The sequence below is a fragment of the Marinomonas rhizomae genome, from assembly GCF_024397855.1.
GTDB lineage: Bacteria > Pseudomonadota > Gammaproteobacteria > Pseudomonadales > Marinomonadaceae > Marinomonas > Marinomonas rhizomae_A.
Genome location: NZ_CP073343.1, coordinates 3,848,047 through 3,870,203 on the forward strand (window position 1 = coordinate 3,848,047; position 22,157 = coordinate 3,870,203).

Annotated in this window: 15 protein-coding genes and 1 rRNA gene; 9 read left to right on the forward strand and 7 right to left on the reverse strand. The window is 42.4% G+C overall.

The genetic code is table 11. The features are described from left to right. Positions 1-3: 3 nt before the first annotated feature. Positions 4-381 (forward strand): Na+/H+ antiporter subunit G, encoded by a 378-nt coding sequence (locus KDW99_RS18105; RefSeq protein WP_255826651.1) that lies wholly within the window; start codon positions 4-6, stop codon positions 379-381. Here KDW99_RS18105 and amt read toward each other — a convergent pair. Both amt and KDW99_RS18115 read right to left on the reverse strand, forming a co-directional pair. Beyond that, positions 356-3,418, reverse strand: a complete 3,063-nt coding sequence (gene amt, locus KDW99_RS18110; RefSeq protein WP_255826653.1) for an ammonium transporter — start codon at positions 3,416-3,418, stop codon at positions 356-358. The two genes, KDW99_RS18105 and amt, sit on opposite strands and share 26 nt — an antisense overlap. A gap of 578 nt (positions 3,419-3,996) precedes the next feature. Continuing rightward, complete coding sequence (locus KDW99_RS18115) at positions 3,997-6,024, reverse strand: hypothetical protein (RefSeq protein WP_255826655.1); 2,028 nt, start codon at positions 6,022-6,024, stop codon at positions 3,997-3,999. 372 nt (positions 6,025-6,396) lie between these two features. On the opposite strand from KDW99_RS18115, the gene KDW99_RS18120 reads away from it, so the two are divergent. Beyond that, on the forward strand, positions 6,397-6,690 hold the full coding sequence (locus tag KDW99_RS18120) for a hypothetical protein (RefSeq protein ID WP_255826657.1): 294 nt from the start codon (positions 6,397-6,399) through the stop codon (positions 6,688-6,690). A gap of 26 nt (positions 6,691-6,716) precedes the next feature. On the opposite strand, the gene ppx is transcribed toward KDW99_RS18120, so the two are convergent. Next, the gene (gene ppx / locus KDW99_RS18125; protein WP_255826659.1) at positions 6,717-8,234 is read right to left on the reverse strand and encodes an exopolyphosphatase; all 1,518 of its coding nucleotides are present in this window, start codon (positions 8,232-8,234) and stop codon (positions 6,717-6,719) included. 531 nt (positions 8,235-8,765) lie between these two features. Here ppx and rho point away from each other — a divergent pair. Together rho and KDW99_RS18135 are read left to right on the forward strand one after the other, a co-directional pair. Beyond that, positions 8,766-10,031, forward strand: coding sequence for a transcription termination factor Rho (rho, locus tag KDW99_RS18130; protein ID WP_255826661.1), 1,266 nt, complete (start codon positions 8,766-8,768; stop codon positions 10,029-10,031). Positions 10,032-10,164: 133 nt separating this feature from the next. Beyond that, positions 10,165-10,893: an NAD(P)H-flavin reductase gene (locus tag KDW99_RS18135; RefSeq protein ID WP_255826663.1), complete on the forward strand. Its 729-nt coding sequence runs from the start codon at positions 10,165-10,167 to the stop codon at positions 10,891-10,893. 112 nt (positions 10,894-11,005) lie between these two features. Here the strand turns inward: KDW99_RS18135 and KDW99_RS18140 are convergent, their stop codons facing one another. After that, positions 11,006-11,275 carry a hypothetical protein gene (locus KDW99_RS18140; protein ID WP_255826665.1) on the reverse strand — a complete coding sequence of 90 codons (270 nt, stop codon included), beginning with the start codon at positions 11,273-11,275 and terminating at the stop codon, positions 11,006-11,008. 92 nt (positions 11,276-11,367) lie between these two features. Next, a complete protein-coding gene (mqo, locus tag KDW99_RS18145; RefSeq protein ID WP_255826667.1) occupies positions 11,368-12,918 on the reverse strand; it encodes a malate dehydrogenase (quinone) in 1,551 nt (516 codons plus the stop codon). A 342-nt stretch (positions 12,919-13,260) separates the two neighbouring features. Here mqo and KDW99_RS18150 point away from each other — a divergent pair, with 342 nt between their 5' ends. Then, positions 13,261-13,668 carry a CBS domain-containing protein gene (locus KDW99_RS18150; protein ID WP_255826669.1) on the forward strand — a complete coding sequence of 136 codons (408 nt, stop codon included), beginning with the start codon at positions 13,261-13,263 and terminating at the stop codon, positions 13,666-13,668. On the opposite strand, the gene hslO is transcribed toward KDW99_RS18150, so the two are convergent. After that, a complete protein-coding gene (gene hslO, locus KDW99_RS18155; protein ID WP_255826671.1) occupies positions 13,665-14,540 on the reverse strand; it encodes an Hsp33 family molecular chaperone HslO in 876 nt (291 codons plus the stop codon). The two genes, KDW99_RS18150 and hslO, sit on opposite strands and share 4 nt — an antisense overlap. Positions 14,541-14,786: 246 nt before the next feature. On the opposite strand from hslO, the gene KDW99_RS18160 reads away from it, so the two are divergent. The 4 genes from KDW99_RS18160 to KDW99_RS18175 all read left to right on the forward strand — a co-directional run bounded on the left by KDW99_RS18160 (position 14,787) and on the right by KDW99_RS18175 (position 21,302). Further along, the gene (locus KDW99_RS18160; RefSeq protein WP_255826672.1) at positions 14,787-16,712 is read left to right on the forward strand and encodes an ABC-F family ATP-binding cassette domain-containing protein; all 1,926 of its coding nucleotides are present in this window, start codon (positions 14,787-14,789) and stop codon (positions 16,710-16,712) included. 150 nt (positions 16,713-16,862) lie between these two features. After that, positions 16,863-17,858, forward strand: coding sequence for a porphobilinogen synthase (gene hemB, locus KDW99_RS18165; RefSeq protein WP_255826674.1), 996 nt, complete (start codon positions 16,863-16,865; stop codon positions 17,856-17,858). A 145-nt stretch (positions 17,859-18,003) separates the two neighbouring features. After that, a complete protein-coding gene (ppk1, locus tag KDW99_RS18170; protein WP_255826676.1) occupies positions 18,004-20,223 on the forward strand; it encodes a polyphosphate kinase 1 in 2,220 nt (739 codons plus the stop codon). Between the two features lie 341 nt (positions 20,224-20,564). Then, a complete protein-coding gene (locus tag KDW99_RS18175; protein ID WP_255826678.1) occupies positions 20,565-21,302 on the forward strand; it encodes a substrate-binding periplasmic protein in 738 nt (245 codons plus the stop codon). Positions 21,303-21,827: 525 nt separating this feature from the next. On the opposite strand, the gene rrf is transcribed toward KDW99_RS18175, so the two are convergent. Next, a 5S ribosomal RNA gene (gene rrf / locus KDW99_RS18180) occupies positions 21,828-21,942 on the reverse strand. Between the last annotated feature and the right edge of the window lie 215 nt (positions 21,943-22,157).

The following is a 22,157-nucleotide window of genomic DNA, read 5'->3' on the forward strand; positions in this document are numbered from 1 at the left end:
GTTATGCCTTTTTATCTCGAAATTATCATTTGTGTGTCTTTGCTTGTTGGCGGCGCTTTTCTACTGATAGGTTCTTATGGCCTTGCGCGTTTGCCTGACATTTATATGCGTTTGCACAGCCCAACGAAGGCATCAACATTGGGCATCACTGGTGTTTTGGTAGCGTCTATGATTTTCCAAAGTCACTTGAAAGGATTCCTTTCCATTCAAGAGTTTTTGATTACTTTGTTCTTGTTGATTACCGCTCCTGTGGCGGCAAATATGATTGCCAAAACAGCACTGCATTATCGCACTAAGCCCTTAGAAAAAACCAAAAACCAAGAGCTTATGGAAACAATCCGTAATAGAGAAACGCCTAATCAGCCAGAGGACCAGAAGTAAGTAGCTTGGCGATATCAACATTCAACATAGGTTTGTGAAAATAGTAGCCTTGGAAAACCTCACAACCTAACGATTTCAACATCTCTGCCTGCGGAGCGGTTTCTACGCCCTCCGCGACAATCCTAAGGTCCAAACTGCGTGCTAAGTGAATAATGGTTTCACAGATTTTTGCGTCTTCAATATGCCGATCACACTCTTCAACAAACGACTGGTCGAGCTTCAAGATATCTAATGGAAGTCGCTTCAAATAACTTAATGACGAATACCCAGTCCCAAAATCATCTATCGATATCTTAATATTCAACGCCTTCAATTCGGCCATAACTTCAATGCAGCGCTGAATGTCCTGTAGAAGAACGCCCTCTGTGATTTCAATCTCTAATAAACGACCTTCCATATCATAGGCTTTCAGTTGCTGTGAAATATAAGACACCAGAGAATCCGATACCAAATGTCGCCCTGAAAGATTTACTGCGATAGGAACAATATGCAAACCTTGCTCACGCCATACCTTTTGCTGTTGCAAAACCTGATCGATCACCCATTCGTCAATTTTAATGATTAGATTAGATTCTTCTGCAATAGGTATAAAGTCAGCGGGAGAAATAAGCCCTTTACTCGGATGATTCCAACGGATAAGCGCTTCCAATCCGAGAATGTTGTTTTTCTCCATAAGCACTTTTGGTTGGAAGACCAAAGAAAACTGCTTAGATGCCAGTGCATCATTAATTTCTTTCTCGAAGCCAAACTTTTTCGTGACAATATTGGCCATTTCTGGCGTGAAAAACTGCGCATTATCACGGCCTTTTTCCTTTGCCCAATACATCGCAATATCCGCTTGCTGAATCAACTTTTCAGCATCCAGGCTTGGCTCATCCTCAGGAGTATGAGTAATGCCTATACTGGTTGGTATGGTGAAATACTGTTCATTTAAATACACTGGCGCTCGCATCGCTTCCAAAATTTGCTGAGCTCGCTGAGCTAAACGACTTTCAGTAACATTCTCTGTCATCATGAAGACAAATTCATCGCCGCCCCAGCGAGCAATAACATCAAACTGATCCGATACTCCAATTAACCGCCTTGCAACTTCACATAGCAATTCATCACCGGCTTTGTGGCCTAATGTGTCATTAATAATCTTAAAGTTATCCAAATCTAAGAACAGCAATCCAACAGACGTTTTTTGCTTAGTTGCAAAGAGCAAGGCGCTAATCAAAGATTCCATTAAATAAGTACGATTGTACAAACTGGTTAATGGGTCGCTGTAAGCTAAAAACTTCAAACGCTCTTGTAGCTTCACATGACGTGTCATATCTCTAATATGAAGTGTGTACTCACTTTCTTGCGAAGTTTCTGTATTCGCTTTAGTAATGGCTATTTCAGCTGGGAAGTCATTATTCGGACTACGCTGTAAACGAAATGGGTTTCGTCGGTTCAGGATCAAACCATTTGACGTTGAGAAACCAGAGTTCAAGCTTTCAAAAATTTTCTTCCTATCTTCTTCTCGTATAAATAGGCCGATAAAGCTTTTGCCTTCCACTTGTTTTTTCAGGCAACCAAAGGTTCTCTCGGCAGCTGGGTTAAACTCCATCACAGAACCAAAACGGTTAATTGTCACAATACAATCCATTGACGAATTTAATATCGCCGACTTACGTATTTCACTTTCTTGAAAGCGCATCAAAGCATTGTCTCGTTGCGCAATTTCAGTACTCACTCGATCAATAACTTGATTGTATTTTCGAGCAATCTGTCCCACTTCTGTAAAAGGCTCCTCAGGAACAGGTCTTGAAAAATCAGCGTTGTTTTGTTGATATTGCATAGAGGTCAGCAAATCAAATAGCTCTGTCGTCGCTCTATGTTCAGCAACATTAAGGCCTTGCTCTTCTTGCTCTTTGCTTGCTCGCAGCGGCATAAGACGATTGAGCAACCACATGCCGGCATAGCCCACTACAAAACAATAGATACCAACAACCACAATACCTAGTGCTTGCACCCCAAGCTGTCCTAAGACTCCCAAACCATTATCAATTTTATCCGTTTGACCAAACAGCGCGACACTCAAAGTCCCCCAAATCCCAGCAAACAAATGGGCAGGAACCACATCAAGAGCATCGTCTAAGCGCCAGCGCTCCATCAGTAAACTACCGAAGTACACAACCACACCAGAAACAGCACCAATAATCACGGAGGCTCCAGGCGACACCACATGACAAGAAGCCGTGATACCGACTAAGCCCGCAATGGTGCCATTTAATACAAAACCCACTTCGATATAGCCATCACGGAAATAATTAATAGCGGCGGCAATGAGTGCCCCCCACGCCGCAGAAATGAAGGTGTTCAGAAGGATAATCGGCACGTCATCGGTTAGTGCTAATGTACTACCACCATTAAAGCCTATCCAACCAAACCAAATTAATAGCGTTCCTAAAGCAGACAAAGGAAGATTATTACCAGGCGGTAAACGGATGCCTTCTTCGAAGCGCCCCATTCGAGGTCCAATTATGATGATCGCAGCCAGAGCAACCCAGCCACCAACAGAATGAACAACGGTAGAGCCTGCAAAGTCAATAAAACCAAGAGCCTCCAGCCAACCCTTCGGACCATCTGAAGGATAAACGCCTGACCAAGTCCAGTGCCCAACAATCGGGTAAATAAACGCACTTAACACAACTGTGATTGCGAGATAGCCGATAAATGTCATGCGCTCGGCAACCGCTCCCGACGTGAGCGTCGAAGCGGTACCACAAAACATCATCTGAAAAAGGAAAAAGCTGATTTGCCAAGGCGTGTGTTGATCATCAAAAAAGAAATCGCTGATACCAAACAAACCCGCAACCGAGTCACCAAACATGATGCCAAAGCCGAACAACCAAAATAACGTGGTCGAGATAATAAAATCGGAGATGTTTTTTGCCGCAACGTTAATGCTATTTTTACTGCGAATACGACCGCTTTCTAAGCACAAAAAACCAGCCTGCATCATAAACACGAGCGCAGAGGCCACCAACAACCAATAATATTCTGCCATATACATCCTAAACAGTTAAAGCCGCACCAAAAAAGGTCATATTAAGTAACCTGATATAAACAACACGCACCACGCAAGAGCTAAGAGCGCAAGTGTAAAGACAAGCCCCAGCAAAGGAAGGTGCGAATATACCCTCTTGCCTCAGTATGTAGATAAAAGCCGGTTATTCGAAGCGAGTACCGAATGTGAATAGTTAACCTATTTTCGAGGTGCCCACCAAAGAATACAGACTTTTAGACTATATCCCCGGCAACGCCTCCTGCATTGCCCTAATTACCTACATCCATGTGGGTACACAGGTCTTTCAGAGCTTACTATTAAAAATAACAGGCCATATGTCGTTACGACTCTTCGAATGGTACTAGATTCCTTCAGAGCCGCGTCTTATATGACAATTTCCCTGAAAGACTAAGGCTTAGTAGACTTATTCACGCCTTCCCTATCTTAGTTATTCAATAGTTAAGCCAACTATTGAAATTCGCCGATTATAAAAAAGCAGAACAACAAAAAAGGCCACTCAAATGTAATTGAGCAGCCTTTTCCAAACAACCGTCATTTTGTAACCAAACTAAATAGAATTATCCATTTAAAGTAAGAACATTCGTTTTACTGATACGATGACGATAAATTTCACGAAGATATTTAATCGCGTTTTTAACATTGTTTATATCCAAACGAATATCGTTGATAGAAACAAAACGTTGGTTATTATCAATCAATTCACGGTACTTTTTCTCGTACATTGGTTTAATTGCATACCAATTAGTGTCAAGAATTTTCGCTGGATTTTCATAAGTCGTAAAGTACTTATCTACCAAAGCATCATCAAACTTATCATCTTGAATCATTTGAATAATTGCTTTATCAATTTCATCTGTGTATCGGTAATCATCACGGGCAAAACAGCGCTTCATGTAAGCAACCATAAGAGTCAAAAAGTCATCACTCAAACAAGGGCTTTTGGCAATTAGCGTCGTTAACGACAAGTTTGCCGATGCACCAATAACAAGCGCATAACGCTTTAATGTTGTATTAGGGCATAGACGGTTCAAGTGCATTTTTAAACGATTCAATGCAGTGAAAGATAACTTGTAGTCTCTAGGCAATGAAATAATAGAGACAATTGACGAACAGTTCTTAAAGAAATGAAGGTGGTTTAGAGCGCTCGCATCATAACCACTCTTACGATAATCCTTAATCGCTTCTCGGTATCTATCCGATTCCACCGGCAACACGCTAACACCCTCAATCGCGGATGTGTCGTTATTAAAATGCGGTAACTCAATCGAGCGGCAGAACAAGTCATCGATATCAACGCTATCTTGACGTGTACCTTCGTTGACGACACTTTCAGCATAAGCCACGGCAACAGGACCCGCTAAACTCATAAACAAGTCGTTAGCGTCCAAGCGAATGGTTTCAGCAATATCAATACCAGCTCGACGGAAGTAGTCTTCGTCGTAATCGGTTGTGACTGCTTGCGCTGTCAAGATGTTAAAAATTTGCTGGGAAATATACTGATTAGCGTATTTCTCCATGGTATTTACATCAATGTTATCTGAATCACCGCCGTTCTCTTCTTCTGCATAACGCATAATATCATTAGATATCAGCATCATAGAGTTCCATGGGCGAATACGCTCCATCACATCGGCAGGCACTTCGTCGTCTTCACGCTCTTCGTTGTAAGAGAAATTCCATTCTTCTGAAATATACTTAGTCAGCAAACGGCCAGCGTTAATATGCAAGGCCTCGGAAATCTCAACATTTTTTCCAGAGATATTCGGTAGAATACAAATACCAGACGTGAAGATAGGTTCAAATACAAAACTATGACGCTTATCCGCCACTTGGCTATGGTCTGAGCGATAGTCAAAAGTTTTGCTCAAGTAAGAAAATTGTTGCGCCAAGCCAAATTCAGATGCCATACCAGAACCGGTACCGCCGCCAGCACTAAAGATATAAAAATACAGTCGTGACTGGTTGGCTTTAATTCCGCAGGAATCAACCAAATAAGAGTGCATCTGCTTCCAGTTTTCATTACGGAATGTGGTTGCGTCTTTATTTAGAATAATCTTCGCTAAATATTGCCCTAAAATAGGAGCATTACCTGCGCCACCAGCATGCACTTCAGACAAGTCCATTATTTGTAATTTGGTGTACTCTTCTAAAAACTTCGTTCTTCCTTCTTGGTTAGAAAAACGAATTCGACCTTCAATATCTTTATCCAAATCGCCCAATAAAACGATAGGTTCAATAAGAAAAACTGGTTTAAAACCGTCTTTATCTTCAAGAGGCAAATGCTTACGAATCCAGCGCATAGGTCTGAATTCGCTCTCGCTATTTAAAATCTCTTGGTTTTCTACTTCGCGCATGTAGCTTGTTCTAGCATCGTAAACTAGCGATGCAACATCTAAGGCGATATTAGAACCACAGCGTCCCAAACCAATTAGGCAAACAGATGGAAACACCTGCTCCTTTGCGCCCTCTTCATCTGTCACCTGCGGATGGATTCGATTACGAACAACGTCTAGATTTTCTAAGATCTGTTCTAAGTTTGTCTCAGTAAAATAAAGATGTTCTATTGGGAGATTATCTTGGCTCATGTGGCATCCTTTTTGAAGCAAATAACTTACAACAGATAATCATCCACGTTATCAATGATATCGACATGACACAAAGCAGAATGCTCACCTGTTAAATGCACTATTTAATTAATTGTCTTGCTAATAGACATTGTACAAACAATATCATCCTTACATAACAATGACACTAATATGGTGAATGTGTGCACAAAATAAATGAAAAAATGACAAGCTTGAAACTGTCTTAAAGAGGCCAGCAGACCGGTTTAACAAAGTACAAACTACTCCGACATCCATACTTGATTTAAGATAATAAAAGCCGCAAACATACACTTAGCTCGTTTTTTGTACTATTCTATAGAATATCTCAAGCAACTATCTCGGGTGGCTGTTTTGTCGATCTCAACTGTGTCTAGCAATCCTTTGTCTCTGCCTAGCATGACGGCTTCGGCGGATACTGCTGCGCGCCAAGAATCTCATCGACAACTACAAGACTCCGTTCAACTGTCTGATCGAGCGAAACAACTGCTAACCACACAACTTGAACCTAAAGAATCAGAAGAGAAAGACGAAGAAGGGAAAGAATCTGTGCAAATTTCGTCCAGCATTGGACGACTATCACGAGTCACTGGACTTCAGAGAGAAGAAGTCGCTGCCTTGTATCGATCAATTGATAAATTAACCTAAGCTCGGGCAACAACTTTTTACCAGACTTAACTAAAGGTCAGAGTGTACCCGTTGACAACCAGAGATTCAGCTTCGCGCTGAAGATTGGCTAAAGTAAGGGGCCTACTATCTAACCATTCAGGTAAGAACTCTGCATGGAGGTTTTTGTCATCCGCTTTTAAGGTGAAAATCGGCATGTCACCTTCTTTTCTATCGTGGTGCAGTAAAATAGACAATCTCAATAAAATGGATAAGCGATCTAAGTCTTGTTGATCACTTTTTGTAAAACGGTAATCTAAAGACTGAGTAAACTTACGACGATGTCGCAGAATCAAATTCGCTAACGCTTGCTGTTCTTGCTGAGAAAATCCAGGCATATCCGATTCTCGAATAATATAAGCACCATGTTTATGATAGCGGCTGTGTGAAATGCCAGCCCCCACTTCATGAAGCAGCCCCGCCCAACGCAATAAATCTTCGCTGGAAATACTGTTAAGATTCCAATCGTCTTTCACTTGAGCCAATGCAGATAAAGCCGTATGTGTGACGAGTTTTGCTTGCTCTGTATCGATATGATATTGGTTCAACATATAATTAACAGTACGCTCACGAATATCGGTTTCAGCGTAACGTCCCATGATGTCGTACAGCACACCTTCTCTTAATGCGCCGCTAGAGAAATCCATTTGTTTAATGTCAAAGCACTCAAACACGGCCGTTAATATAGCGATACCAGCAGCAAAGGTACTTTTTCGTTCAGGCTTAAGACCTGGCAAGTCAATGTTATCGGAATGGCCAGCAGCAAATAGCGCTTTTTGGATTTGCTTCAGAGCCTTTGGTGTAATGCCCTTTTTGCTCCAATTGTTTTCCTTAACAATATTAAAAGCCGCTTTAGCTGTACCAGACGAACCAATTGCCACATCCCAAGTTTCGTCAATATAATCATCTTGAATACTGAGCAGCTCTAAACGCGCTGCGGTTACCGCTTTCTGAAAATTAGATTTATTAATCACCCCATCATCAAAGAAACGTTGCTTGAAGCTCACGCAGCCCATGTGGAGGCTTTCCGTTAAGATTGGTTCTAACTGCTTACCAATGATAAATTCGGTACTGCCGCCGCCAATATCCACCACTAGACGTTGGGCGTCACCGTGGTCCATGGTTCTAGAGACACCGACATAAATAAGACGAGCTTCTTCTCGGCCGGCTATAATTTCGACAGGATGGCTCATAATGTCCATTGCTTTGCCAATGAAGTCGTAGCGATTTTTGGCAACCCGCAAAGCATTGGTTCCTACCACTCGAACAGAGCCTGGCGGCATATCTTCGATGACTTGAGCAAATTGGGCTAAACAATCCAATCCTCGCTGTTGGGAATCATCATCCAAATGACCATTAACCAAACCTGCGGCCAACTGAACCTTTTCCCCAAATTCTCCAGTAATTCTTAACTGCCCATGAGTTACTTGAGCGATAACCATATGAAAACTGTTTGACCCTAAGTCTATGGCCGCAATTTTTTCAAATGGGAAGTCATGAGATTGTTGCAAAAAGAGTGATTGCATTCAGAAAGCCTTATGATGCCGAAGTCTTAATAAGCACAAGAGTATATCAGTTACTTACTGATGTCATTGGCTACAAAATGCCAAAAACAACGGAGTATTTGATGAATTTTTTATAAAAATTAGCGCCTTTTAATGAAAATCAAGACCCGTTAATGCTTTAATTTTAAAAAAACACTCCGCTGAAGCCGCGGAAAACCTGTGTTTGATCAAAAAATTACCAGAAAGTGTTTTTTTCCTGAGTTTCACTATAGACCTCGCCTTTAAGTCGAACTATAGTATGGATGGTCTCGATAGTGATAAATCAGTAACCAGATCACATTTAGATCCCAATCAAATTGTTTCGCGCTGTATTGGCTTTTGCCCTATCCGGGCTTGTTTAAACCAGAACAAAATTATAACCATCTTGTTCTTTGTTTTTAATGCCGAGTAGCTGATACATTGTAAAATACTTCCAGACACAAATTATTGTTATTAATTGATTAACTCTAATTCCGTCAATTTCCCTCAAATGAGCAAATACAAAACCCGTTTATGAACCTTACCGACTTAAAACAGAAATCAGTACACGAACTTTTAGAAATCGCAGCAGAGATGGGCCTAGACAACATGGCTCGTTCGCGTAAGCAAGATGTCATTTTCGCAATCCTAAAGCGTCATGCAAAAGGTGGGGAAGACATTTATGGCGACGGTATCTTAGAGATTCTTCAAGATGGCTTTGGCTTCCTTCGTTCACCTGACTGTTCATACTTAGCAGGCCCGGACGACATTTATGTATCACCAAGCCAAATCCGACGCTTCAATCTACGAACTGGCGATACTATTGCCGGAAAAATTCGTCCACCTAAAGATGGCGAACGTTACTTTGCTCTACTAAAAGTCAACGAAATCAATTTTGATAAGCCAGAAAGCGTTCGTAACAAAATTCTTTTTGAAAACTTAACACCGTTATTCCCTGATGAACGCTTATTGATGGAAGCTGGCAACGGCTCTACTGAAGACGTAACATCTCGTATCATTGATCTTGTTGCCCCAATGGGTAAAGGTCAGCGTGCATTGGTCGTTTCTCCGCCAAAAGCGGGTAAAACATTCATGCTGCAGAATATTGCCAATGCCATTACTCGTAACAACCCTGAATGTCATTTAATTGTGTTGCTGATTGACGAACGTCCTGAAGAAGTAACCGAAATGTCTCGTACCGTTCGCGGTGAAGTGGTTGCCTCTACGTTTGATGAGCCACCAGCTCGCCATGTTCAAGTCGCTGAAATGGTTATCGAAAAAGCAAAACGCTTAGTTGAACACAAACGCGATGTTGTGATCCTGTTGGATTCCATCACACGTTTGGCTCGTGCCTACAACACTGTTATCCCTTCATCTGGCAAAGTATTGACAGGTGGTGTGGATGCAAACGCACTAGAACGTCCAAAACGTTTCTTTGGTGCGGCACGTAATATCGAAGAAGGCGGTAGCTTAACTATTATTGCAACGGCTCTTGTCGATACTGGTTCTAAAATGGATGAAGTTATCTTTGAAGAATTCAAAGGTACTGGTAACTCCGAATTGCACCTAGATCGTAAAATTGCTGAGAAACGTACTTTCCCTGCTATCAACATCCGTCGCTCTGGTACTCGCCGTGAAGACTTGCTGACCTCTGAAGATGAGCTTCAACGTATGTGGATTCTTCGTAAACTGTTGAACCCTATGGAAGATGTTGCAGCAACAGAATTTTTGATTGACCGTCTAAAAGTGACTCAAACCAATGATGAGTTTTTTGAGTCAATGAAAGGCAAAAATAAGTAAGTAGTTATTTCTGCAGCAAAAAGCCTGCGGTAAAAAAGCCACTTCCTGAAGTGGTTTTTTTTTACTTAAATAATCAACCTAATTCCACCGCCACGACCTTAAAGTGAGCGTGACTTATATTGGAGTCGTTTAAATGAAAGAGATCACCGCGACGGTAAATGCTGTTGAATTAATCCAAAAAAATGTATATCAGATTACCTTAAAAGTAGAAAACCTAACCTTCGAGGCTGGTCAATATCTGATGGTGGTATTGCCAACTGGCGAGCAAGTTCCTTATTCCATTGGTAGCGCTCCACACGAACTACCTTATTTAACGCTGTATGTTCTTGTCTCTGACTCCGCTTCTCTTGCTAATAAGGTAGTTGAACACATCAAGTCCAGCGATAACATTACCGTTAAAGCGCCGGGCGGTGACTGCCATATTGCAAATGGTATTCTGGACTCAAATCCAGAAAACATTTTACTCATTGCTGGCGGAACCGGTTTTGCTCAAATTAAAAGTTTGTATAGTCATTTAGTCGAGCAGAATTTTACTGGCCATGTCTCGTTCTACTGGGGGTTGAGAACTTCAGAAGATGTTTTTGCTCAAGAGTGGTTAGAAGAAGCACACAAGTACACTCCATTTACGCTAGACGTTATAGTGAACGAAACGGGCGACGCTTGGCATGGTCGCAGTGGCTGGCTATATGAAGCAGTTCTGGAAGATCATCCAGATCTAAGTAAAAGTGCCGCCTTTATCAGCGGTTCCGTTGGCATGGTGTATGGCACTTTTGATCAATTGGAACTAAAAGGTCTTAGCAAAGAAAACTGCTTTTCAGACGTTTTTGCTTATGCTCCGCACCCAGATAAGCCAGCGCTCTAGTCTCACAGATTGAAATTGATCAGGCTGCTATCAGCTAAATGTGGTTGATCAAAAAAGGGAGCACCAAACGTATTTGGTGCTCCCTTTTTATTTACTCGTACATCATCAATCACTAAGCGGCGGAATTGACGGTTTCCCACAACGCTTTAATATTTTCCTGATCGCCATCGGTTACACCTTCGGCTTCCAGCGTGTCTTGCAAGATCTCAGTGAAAGCTTGGTCAAACTCATCACTCCCTACTCCTTCTGTACTACTATGTAAGCCCAAAAGACCTAGAAGATAAGCGCAGTAAAATAGCTGATCGCCCTCTTCTGCTTGGTGCTCCATATCTCGTAATCTGTCACACAACTGATCTGCGCGCTCAGCAAAGGTTATTGTCATATTCAATCTCACAATGATGATATTAATTTAATATACAAAAAAGCTGGGTATTCCCAGCTTTTTGAAAACGTACTCTATCAACGTAAATTACGTTAAGGCTTTAAGTTCAGCGTCTCTAATGTATTCGCTCGAATAGAAAGAAGTAAGTCGGTATTTTCTACCAGTGATTCACCGTAAGAAGGTACCATTTCTTTCATTTTCCCTTTCCACTCAGGCGATTCGATACGCTCTGGGAAACAACGCTCTAAAATACCAATCATAGTATTCACTGTCGTAGAAGCCCCTGGAGAAGCACCTAACAAAGCGGCAAGAGAACCATCTTCAGTTGTAATTGCTTCGGTTCCGAATTCAAGTTTCCCGCCCAATTTATCATCTTTCTTGATAATTTGGACACGTTGCCCAGCGTATGCAAGCTCCCAGTCTTCATCTTTCGCATCAGGGAAAAACTGACGTAAAGAATTACAACGGTCTTTATGAGATTGCATAACTTCACTGATCAAGTAGCGAGTTAGGTCCATATTATTCTTACCAACGCTTAACATTGGCTTGATGTTGCTAAAGCGAACACTCTTAGGCAAATCAAAAAATGAACCTGTTTTTAGGAACTTCGTCGTAAAACCAGCAAATGGACCAAACAAAATGGCTTTTTTTCCGTCGATAATACGCGTATCCAAGTGAGGCACTGACATCGGAGGCGCACCTATAGGCGCAGCGCCATATACTTTGGCAAAATGCTGTTCAACCAACTCTGGTTTCTCACACACTAACCACTGACCACTTACAGGGAAACCACCAAAACCTTTACCTTCCTTAACTTCTGCTTTCTGTAGCAAAGGCAAAGCGCCACCACCGGCACCTAGGAAAACAAATTTCGCATCAATGGTTTTACGAGCACCACTTTGCTCAATCTCAACATCCCAGCGGCCATCAGATCGTTTTTGCAAATCTTTAACTTCGCAGTTTAGGCTTAACTCAAAGTTATCTAAGCCTTCTAAATGCTTGCTCATGTTACGAGCAATGGCGCCAAAGTTTACATCTGCGCCATGTTCGATTCGTGTGGCAGCAAGTGGTTCACTGTCATCACGGTTATTCATGACAAGAGGCATCCATTCTTTCATTTTTTCACGGTCTTCCGTGTATTGCATTTCTTTGAAAGCAGGATGGGCACTCATTGCGGCATGACGTGCTTTTAACATGTCAACGTTACGCTGTCCCCATACAAAACTCTGATGCGGCACACGATGAATAAACTCCTGAGGCGCTGGCATCAAGCCTTGCTTTACAAGATAAGACCAAAACTGAAGACTGATCTCAAAGGCAGCGTTAATTGTGACCGCTTTGTCTATATTGACAGAGCCATCCGTATTTTCGGAAGTATAGTTAAGTTCGCAGTATGCAGCATGGCCTGTACCGGCATTGTTCCAACCATCGGTACTTTCCTTTGCTACACCTCCTAAACGCTCAACCATTAGTATGGTCATGCTAGGATCCAATTGCTTTAGTAACACTCCTAGGGTGGTGCTCATGGCACCGCCCCCGACTAGTAAAACGTCTACAGAATTTGAGGTCATATGATTTCGCCGTGTCATAGCCAATTGTGAATTTGAGAGGGATACAGAAAAGGAGCTTTTGGCCAGCAGCAATATTTATGAATGTACTACTTTACTTTCTCCACCCTCTCCTCAGAACGCCTTTGCTCGTACGCTGACAGTACAATAGAAAATCAGCTTAATAAGGGATTCTGAGCAGGTGTGATTCAATTATACGGATTTTAAAAGTAATGTCTTGAGACCTTAGTATAAGAATGTAGATATATTCACAATTCAACTTTCACAATAGTGGTCATTTTATTGACTTTAGCGACAAGAAAGACGATGTTAACAACATTAAGAAAAAACATGCTTCGATTTTGCTGCTATATTTAAAAAGTAATGTTCAGTATAAATATACTAAATTCTATATTTTATGTGCTGGGGAGTGTGGCTATGAAAGCGAAAGATATCATGGTGAAGAATGTCATCTGTGTCGAAATGGATGAACGCTTACCCAATGTCAGACAAATTATGGAAACAAATGGCTTCCACCATCTACCCGTTATAGAAAAAGGAAAACTGGTTGGTATCATTTCCGATAGAGATTTATTGCGCCTCATCAGCCCTTTTATAGACAGTGTCTCTGAGCAACCAAGAGACTTAGACACGTTAAATCGCGCGGCACATCAGGTCATGACCCGACAACCGATTGCGGTAAAAGCAGAAACACCGATAGAAGAGATTGTCGCTTGGTTAAAGAAAGTAGACATTTCCTGTCTACCAGTAACCGACAACGAAGACCATGTCATTGGCATTATTTCGTGGCGCGACCTTGTTAGTCACGCCACGTTTAAAGATTAATGCGTTTGAGCTTGATCGCCTAAAGAGTCGATTAAATCTTCCTCTTTGAATTCATATTTTTCCGCACAGAACTGACAGTCGACTTTTATACAACCTTGCTCAATTAAAATCTCACGAACCTCTTCTGCACCCAAGGACATGACGGCATCTAGAGTACGTTGACGAGAGCATGAACAGCCGAACTGCATGACTTTGCTGTCGTATAAGCGAACTTCTTCTTCATGATATAGGCGATGAAGTAGCTCACCTGTTTCAAGGCCAAGCAATTCGTCTTCTTTGACCGTAGACGCTAGGTGAGTCAAACGATCCCACGCATCTTCATCTCCTTCTTTTGCTTGCTCGGCAGGCAAACGCTGCAAGAACAGACCTCCACATTGTGCGCCATTCGCAGCTAGCCATACTCGGCTTGGTAACTGTTCAGATTGGGAAAAATACTGTTCAAGACATTCGGACAAAGTGTCGCCAATAATCTCTACAATACCTTGATAACGCTGCCCATTACGTGGCTGGATGGTAATCGCTAAATAACCACCCTCAAGCACTTCTTTTAAAGAAATGACTTCAGGTACTTCTTGGTTATCATCCCACTGAGCAATACCACGCAGGTTTTGATTTTCATCACATTCCGTCATCAAGGTAGACAAAAAGCCATTACCCTTCGCTTGAATCGATAACACGCCGTCTATTTTGATAATATCCCTTAACAAGGCGATTGCTGCGACAAACTCACCTAAGAGCTTTTCTAGCGACAGCGGGTACTCTTTACGTTTAATAATTTCTTGATACGCGTCGTTCAGCAATACTCGCTCGCCACGGACATTACTGTTATCAAAGGAAAAACGCTGAATTTCATTGATAGTTACATTGTTCACTAGACACACCTTGATCAGACTAAAAAAGCCCGACTTAAAAAGTTCAAATTAATATTGTCGCTATTTTACCCTTGGGGCGACTAATCATCCACTTTAAACCGTGTATAAACTGGGAATATGCACGCTTGCTATTTCGTTTAGTCTGTCGGCACTCTAAAATGTTCATATTGTACTTTTTATTGAAAAAAAGCTTAAAGCAGCCAACATCACTTCTCATTAATTAGAGATAAGAGATTCCTAGTTTTTATGATCCAATTTACTGAAGTTAGTTTACAGCGCGGTACTCAGTTCCTCCTTGAAGACACTGACCTCACCATTTTCGAAGGTCAAAAAGTCGGTCTTATTGGTGCCAATGGCGCAGGAAAATCCTCTTTATTCGCCATGATTAAAGGTGAGCTACATGCTGACACAGGGGAAGTAATACTTCCGGGCCAACGCCGTATCGCCTTTATGGCTCAAGAAGTAGAAGAAACACAACGCAGTGCTTTGGATTATTGCCTAGATGGCGACGACAAACTCAGAGAGATAGAAAATAATATTGCTAAAGCACAGGCGAGTGGAGACGATCATGCTCATGCTAGCTGGCTAGGCGAATACGAAAATGCTCATGGCTATACAGCACAATCACGTGGCGAGACACTACTACAAGGCCTAGGTTTCAAGATGTCAGACATGCAAAGACCTGTGTCGGACTTCTCGGGTGGTTGGCGAATTCGTCTTAACCTTGCCAAAGCTTTAATGTGCCCTTCCGACGTCCTTTTGCTAGATGAGCCTACCAACCACTTGGATTTGGATGCCGTGATGTGGCTGGAAAACTGGCTACGCCAATACCCAGGCACCTTACTATTGATATCCCATGATAGGGATTTCTTAGATGGCATTTGTAGCCATATTGTTCACCTTTATCAAAAGCAACTGGTACTTTATAAAGGTAACTATTCTGACTACGAGCGCCAACGTGCTGAACACCTAGCACAACAACAAGCCAACTATGAGAAACAACAAGAGAAACGTGCGCATCTACAGCAATATGTCGACCGCTTTCGATATAAGGCTGACAAAGCCAAACAAGCTCAGAGTCGCTTGAAAATGCTCGAGAAGATGGAGATTATCGGCCCTGCGCACATAGACTCACAATTTGAATTTTCCATTCCTGTTGCCGAGAAAACCTCGCAGCTGCTGATTAATTTATCCCAAGCTGATTTGGGCTACACTTCCGAAGCTGGCGAGAAAACCGTTCAACTTGGAAATACCAACTTCGCACTTCGAGATGGGCAACGTATTGGTCTGCTTGGCCCTAATGGCGCCGGCAAATCGACTCTAATAAAGTCCATTGTCGGCGAAATCGACATTCTTGCGGGTGATCGAATCTTGGGGGAAAACTTAAAAATCGGTTATTTCTCACAGCACCAACTTAGCGCTCTCGATTTAGAAGCCTCGCCGCTGTTACATATTCAACGCTTAACACCAAAAGTACTAGAAAGTGACATTCGTCGTTACTTAGGCGGCTTTGGGTTTATTGGTGACGACGCACTACGAGCGGTCAAAGGCTTTTCAGGCGGTGAAAAAGCACGCTTGGCCTTGGCGTTAATTTCTTGGACCAAACCAAACCTACTAGTACTCGATGAGCCAACCAACCATTTGGACATAGAGATGCGCCAAGCGCTAACCGAGGCCCTGCAAGAATTTCCTGGCTCAATCCTGCTGGTATCCCACGACCGCCACCTTCTTAATAGTACGGTTGATGAATTTTATCTTGTCGCTGACCATCAAATCCAAGCGTTCGATGGCGATTTACCGACGTACCATGCATGGCTGCAAGCACGACAAGCCAGTGCTGCACAACTTGAAAAAGGCGAATTAGCAGTCGACAAAATAGACAAAGTAGACCGCAAGGAAGAGCGCCGCAAAGCCGCAGAAATGCGTGAAAAGCTTCGCCCACTTCGCAAGCAAATAGAAAAATATGAAAAAGCCGCTCAAGCAGCACAAGAGCACCTTGATCGCATTGCGCAAGAAATGGCTGATTCCACTCTTTACGAGGCAGACCAAAGAGACAAATTGCAAAGCTTGCTAAGTGACGAAGCGAAATGGAAAAAAGCCCAAGCGGAGAGTGAAGAAGCTTGGTTCGAAGCGCAAGAGGAGCTAGAAGAAGCCGAAGCACAACTGGCCTAAGCTCAAACCCAAAAAAGAACGGATAAACAAAGACTAAGTGCTAGAAATCCGTAAAGTTTTGTCCTAACACAAAGCTTTTCATCTAGCACTGACTTAATATTGTAACAATAGTAAAGTACATTCCTACACAGCGAAAAGGAGAGATATTGGATGACATTTCCATACACTCGTATGCGTCGCATGCGTAAAAATGATTTTTCTCGCCGTCTGATGCGCGAACATCACCTTACAGTAGACGATTTAATCTACCCGATGTTTGTTCTTGAAGGCAATAATGTGCGTGAAGCCATTCCCTCCATGCCAAACATTGATCGTGTTTCCATCGATATATTGTTGAAAGAAGCTGAAGAATTAGTTGAACTGGGCATTCCTACCATTGCTTTGTTTCCCTACATCGAAGCCGACAAGAAATCACTTCACGCCGAAGAAGCCTATAATCCAAATGGTTTAATCCAACGCGCCGTTCGCGCTTTAAAAGAAGCTTTCCCGGAACTTGGTGTATTAACAGATGTAGCGCTAGACCCTTATACCACACACGGCCAAGACGGCATTATTGATGATTCAGGCTACGTCTTGAATGACATCACAGTCGACACTCTTGTAAAACAAGCCCTTTCACATGCTAAAGCAGGTGCAGATGTTGTTGCGCCATCCGACATGATGGACGGACGAATTGGCGAAATCCGTGATGAACTTGAAGCTGAAGGCCTTATTAACACTTTGATCATGGCCTATGCCGCTAAATACGCTTCGGCTTATTACGGCCCATTCCGTGACGCGATTGGCTCAAGTGGCAACCTTGGTAAAGGCAATAAATTTACCTACCAGATTGATCCCGCTAACTCTAACGAAGCGATCCGCGAAGTCATGTTGGATATCGAGGAAGGTGCGGATATGGTCATGGTAAAACCCGGCATGCCTTATTTAGATATTGTCCGCCGAGTAAAAACAGAACTTGAAGTACCAACGTTTGCTTATCAAGTAAGCGGAGAGTACGCAATGCACATGGCCGCCTTTCAAAATGGTTGGCTAGACAAAGATACGGTAATGATGGAATCACTCCTAGTGTTCAAACGCGCTGGTGCAGATGGCATCCTAACTTACTTTGCAAAAGATGCAGCACGCCTGCTGAAATCTAAAAGTTAACGCCTTTTAGTACAAATAAACACACAGAATCGGTGACCAGCAGGCTGCGTTGGTGTAATTTGTTATCATATGCCTACATACTGTAGGCAAAGGAACAATGATACCAACAACACAATAAAACGGTATTTAGAGAGAATTAAAGCGCATGTCTGAGCAGTCGGTGAACGAAATAGATAAAAAAGAACCAATTCCTAGTCCACCTTTAGAATTGGATGCAGAGCTTGTTTTAGAGCCCATTCCTGAACAACCACAAGATCCTAATAAGGTAGCAATTGAAGAACGCTTACCTGAAGAGATTGACTTGGCTGATCCTGAACTCTACTTCAACCGCGAGTTAAGCCACCTACAATTTAACGCGCGCGTGCTTGAACAAGCTATGGATGAAAACCACCCAATCCTAAACAGATTGATGTTTCTGTGTATCTTTAGCTCAAACATGGATGAATTTTTCGAAATCCGTGTAGCGGGTCTAAAAAGCCAATTAGAATACAGCCGTGAAAAAAATGGCCCAGACGGCATGCACCCGAAAAAAGTGCTTGGGTTAATTAGCGACCATGCCCACAAGCTGGTACGTCGCCAGTACCGTATTCTCAACGATATCATTTTGCCTAAACTGGCGACTGAAAATGTAAAATTCATTCGCCGCACCGTCTGGAATGAGAAACAAGCGGCTTGGGTAAAACGCTATTTCCGTGACAATGTGTTGCCCATCATCAGTCCAATTGGACTCGATCCAGCACACCCATTTCCAAGACTAGCAAACAAAACGTTTAACTTTGTTGTTGAATTAGAAGGTCGCGATGCTTTTGGACGAGAAAATGGTCTCGCCATTGTTCCAGCACCAAGCTCGCTACCTCGTTTGGTCAAATTACCAGACGAAGTGTGTGAAGGTGGGGATAACCTTGTCTTTCTTTCTTCTATCATTCACGCCCATGCGGATCAGCTATTCCCTGGAATGACAGTCAAAGGCTGTTTCCAATTCCGCCTTACCCGTAATGCGGATTTAGAAGTAGATTCCGACGACATCGGTGTCGACCTGGCCGGTGCATTGCGAACAGAGTTACAAAGTCGTCATTATGGTAGTTCGGTGCGATTAGAAATTGCCGAAAACTGCCCTCTTCATATCGTCGATTCTTTGCTAAAGCAATTTGATTTAGAACAGCAAGATTTGTATCGCATTGATGGTCCAGTGAATCTTAGCCGTCTTATGGCTGTACTAGAATTAGTTGATCGTCCAGACCTAATGTACCCTCCTTTTTCACCAGGTTTGCCTAGAAAGCTGGCCAGCTCTGGTGGATTATTCGAGGCAATTCGCCAACGTGATTATCTGCTGATGCATCCGTTTGAGAGCTTTTCACCTGTTATTGATTTATTGAGCGAAGCAGCAAAAGATCCAAGCGTTGTCGCTATTCGTCAGACGTTATACAGAACGGGGTCTCGCTCGCCGATTGCCAATGCATTGGTTGAGGCCGCTCGTAACGGCAAAGAAGTCACTGTGGTCATCGAATTACGCGCTCGCTTTGATGAAGCAGAAAACTTAGCCTTAGCAAGCCGCTTACAGGACGCTGGTGCCATTGTTGTCTATGGTGTTGTTCGTCATAAAACCCATGCCAAAATGATCCTAATCGTCCGTAGAGAAGGCGCAGACCTAACTCGTTACGTTCACTTGGGCACAGGTAACTATCACGCAGGTAATGCTCGCCTCTACACCGACTATAGTTTTATGACCTGCGATAAAGAGATTGGCGATGATGTTCATCGCGTTTTCCAGCAACTCACAGGGATGAGCAAAGAATTAAAAGTGAAGAAGCTATTACACGCTCCTTTCACCCTTCGTGACCGTTTGTTAGACATGATAAACAGAGAAGCAGAAAACGCACTTAAAGGTGACCCATCTCGGATCATCATTAAAGTGAATTCGTTAACAGAACAAAGACTGGTTCAATCTCTTTATAAAGCGTCTCAAGCAGGGGTAAAAATAGACCTAATTGTTCGCGGTATCTGTACATTACGTCCAGGAATAAAAGGAATTTCTTCCAATATTCGCGTGAGAAGTGTCATCGGGCGATTCCTAGAACACACCCGAGTGTATTACTTCTACAACAACCGTAATCCTCAGGTTTATCTATCCAGCGCCGATGGTATGGATCGAAACTTAAACAACCGCATTGAAGTCGCCTTCCCTCTTCAGGATTATAAACAGACTCGCCGAGTGAAAAAGGAACTTGAATATTACCTAACAGATAATACGCAAAGCTGGATTCTACAAAGCGATGGCTCATATCAGTTATCCAAACCCAGAAAAGGTGAATATCGTAGCGCTCAACGAGTACTACTTAGTGAGTTAGCTGACAATACTCGATAATTCAAAGCACCACTATACATATACATAAAAGCCCAGCATCTCAAGCTGGGCTTTTTTTTACAAAAAACTTATTCATACCCTTACAATCAAGCACACTAGCTTTCAAGTAATAACAATACTTTACTTCATATTATCAGCTTAAAGTTTGTAATATGGCTAAAGATTATCAAAAGCCCCTCTCTAAACTGGAATAATTATTAATCTAAACAGAGTTTGTTTACTAGCCTTATAAATACGACTGTACTCAACCTATTAACGACACTTGTATATTAAACATACAAAACATCAAATAGAATGAGTAATAATTACGAAAATTTCTTCCATAATGACAGGATCATGTTATGAACAAATTAACAAAGTTTTTTTCGGCTCTAGCATTAACAATCCCTCTTACAGTACAAGCTCAAACCGTTGAACTCACTACAATGAACTGGCCGCCATTCTATGCAGAAAGCCTAGAGAAAGGCGGCTTCATTACAGCCATTGTAGAAGAAGCGCTTGCTGAATCAGGTTATGACTCTACAATCGAATTCACAGGCTGGCAAAATGCATTGGACAACGCGAAAAATGGTGATAAAGACGCGATTGTCGGCGGTTATTACTCAGAAGAAAGAGCAAAAGATTACTATTTCTCAATTCCTATCTATACCGTTCTTGCTGGCCTAATCAAGAAGCCAGATTTTCCTCAGAGCAATTACTCTTCATTTGAAGAGCTTGATCAATACACTATTGCTAAACTGAAAGGAACTGTAATCGGTGAATCATTTGATAACTTTCCGTTCTCAAAAATTAAGGAATACGCAGAAGTTTCTGATGCCGTTAAAGCACTAGATTCCGGTGAAGTTCAGCTATATGCAGATAGCTTAGCTGTTGCAAAAGAAGCTGCTAAAGCTGCTGGTATTGATGGTTCTCAACTACAAATCCTTCTTCCTCCTTTAGAAGAAAATGACTTATATCTATTGATACCAAAATCAGCTCAAAATGCAGAAGCACTTCGTGATGCTTTTAATAAGGGCCTAATATCACTTCAAGGTTCTGGCCGTTACAATGAAATCTTAACTGAGTTTAATCAGCAGTAATTAGACCTAGCTTCCACAAAGCCCTGAAAGTAAGCCGCTCATTATTATGAGCAGAGCAACTTCCAGGGCTTTTTGTTTTGGCAATCCCCTCATACACACTTCCAGAACGCACATTCACACCTTCGCACAGACAACTAAGCACACGTTTTATTTGCTAATGGATTCACGCTGACGCGTTGAGCCAAAGAATAATCGCAAGTAACCGAACACAAAGCAGCTAACTACGCTGCTTTACTAAGGTGACTTCACATTTCCTTAATTCGAAGAAAGCCCTGACAGCGTTAGCTATCAGGGCCTTTTAATATAAAGCTTGATGATACTTATCCCCTTGCGGGATGCCTATCCCCTTGTGGGACGACCATCGGCGATGGCGAGCACCCTCGGCGAATAAAGCGTCACTTCTGAACGCCTGTGGCGAGTAAAAAGCGGGATGGGATCAGGTGGTTCAGTCTCTTCGTATTCAAGTTTTCTCCAGACGAAAAAAAGCCCTGACAGCGTTAGCTATCAGGGCCTTCTTAATGTAAAGCTTGACGACGACCTACTCTCACATGGGATCTCCCACACTACCATCGGCGATGGCGCTTTTCACTTCTGAGTTCGGGATGGGATCAGGTGGTTCAACGCCTCTATGATCGTCAAGCAATTCGTTTTGCGTTTGTTTTGAGGTATGCGTTTATTGCATTGTCTTTCGACTTGACTCAAAACACGCGAATACGTGCTTGGATCTTTAACAATTCATTTTGAAATAACGTGTATCAAGCGATAAACCAGCTTATTCAATATCGTATATGTGTCTTTGTCATTTTGATGATCTTGAGCTTTCACTCTTCTCATCCAAAACCACTTTGGTGTTAT

Coding starts and splice junctions, on each gene's coding strand:
- ppx (WP_255826659.1), bottom strand. CDS start 8,234: ATGCAATCACTCTTTTTGCAACAATCTCATGACTTCCCATTTGAAAAA.
- hemB (WP_255826674.1), top strand. CDS start 16,863: ATGACATTTCCATACACTCGTATGCGTCGCATGCGTAAAAATGATTTT.
- amt (WP_255826653.1), bottom strand. CDS start 3,418: ATGGCAGAATATTATTGGTTGTTGGTGGCCTCTGCGCTCGTGTTTATG.
- KDW99_RS18160 (WP_255826672.1), top strand. CDS start 14,787: ATGATCCAATTTACTGAAGTTAGTTTACAGCGCGGTACTCAGTTCCTC.
- KDW99_RS18135 (WP_255826663.1), top strand. CDS start 10,165: ATGAAAGAGATCACCGCGACGGTAAATGCTGTTGAATTAATCCAAAAA.
- ppk1 (WP_255826676.1), top strand. CDS start 18,004: ATGTCTGAGCAGTCGGTGAACGAAATAGATAAAAAAGAACCAATTCCT.
- KDW99_RS18150 (WP_255826669.1), top strand. CDS start 13,261: ATGAAAGCGAAAGATATCATGGTGAAGAATGTCATCTGTGTCGAAATG.
- KDW99_RS18115 (WP_255826655.1), bottom strand. CDS start 6,024: ATGAGCCAAGATAATCTCCCAATAGAACATCTTTATTTTACTGAGACA.
- KDW99_RS18175 (WP_255826678.1), top strand. CDS start 20,565: ATGAACAAATTAACAAAGTTTTTTTCGGCTCTAGCATTAACAATCCCT.
- KDW99_RS18105 (WP_255826651.1), top strand. CDS start 4: ATGCCTTTTTATCTCGAAATTATCATTTGTGTGTCTTTGCTTGTTGGC.
- KDW99_RS18140 (WP_255826665.1), bottom strand. CDS start 11,275: ATGACAATAACCTTTGCTGAGCGCGCAGATCAGTTGTGTGACAGATTA.
- rho (WP_255826661.1), top strand. CDS start 8,766: ATGAACCTTACCGACTTAAAACAGAAATCAGTACACGAACTTTTAGAA.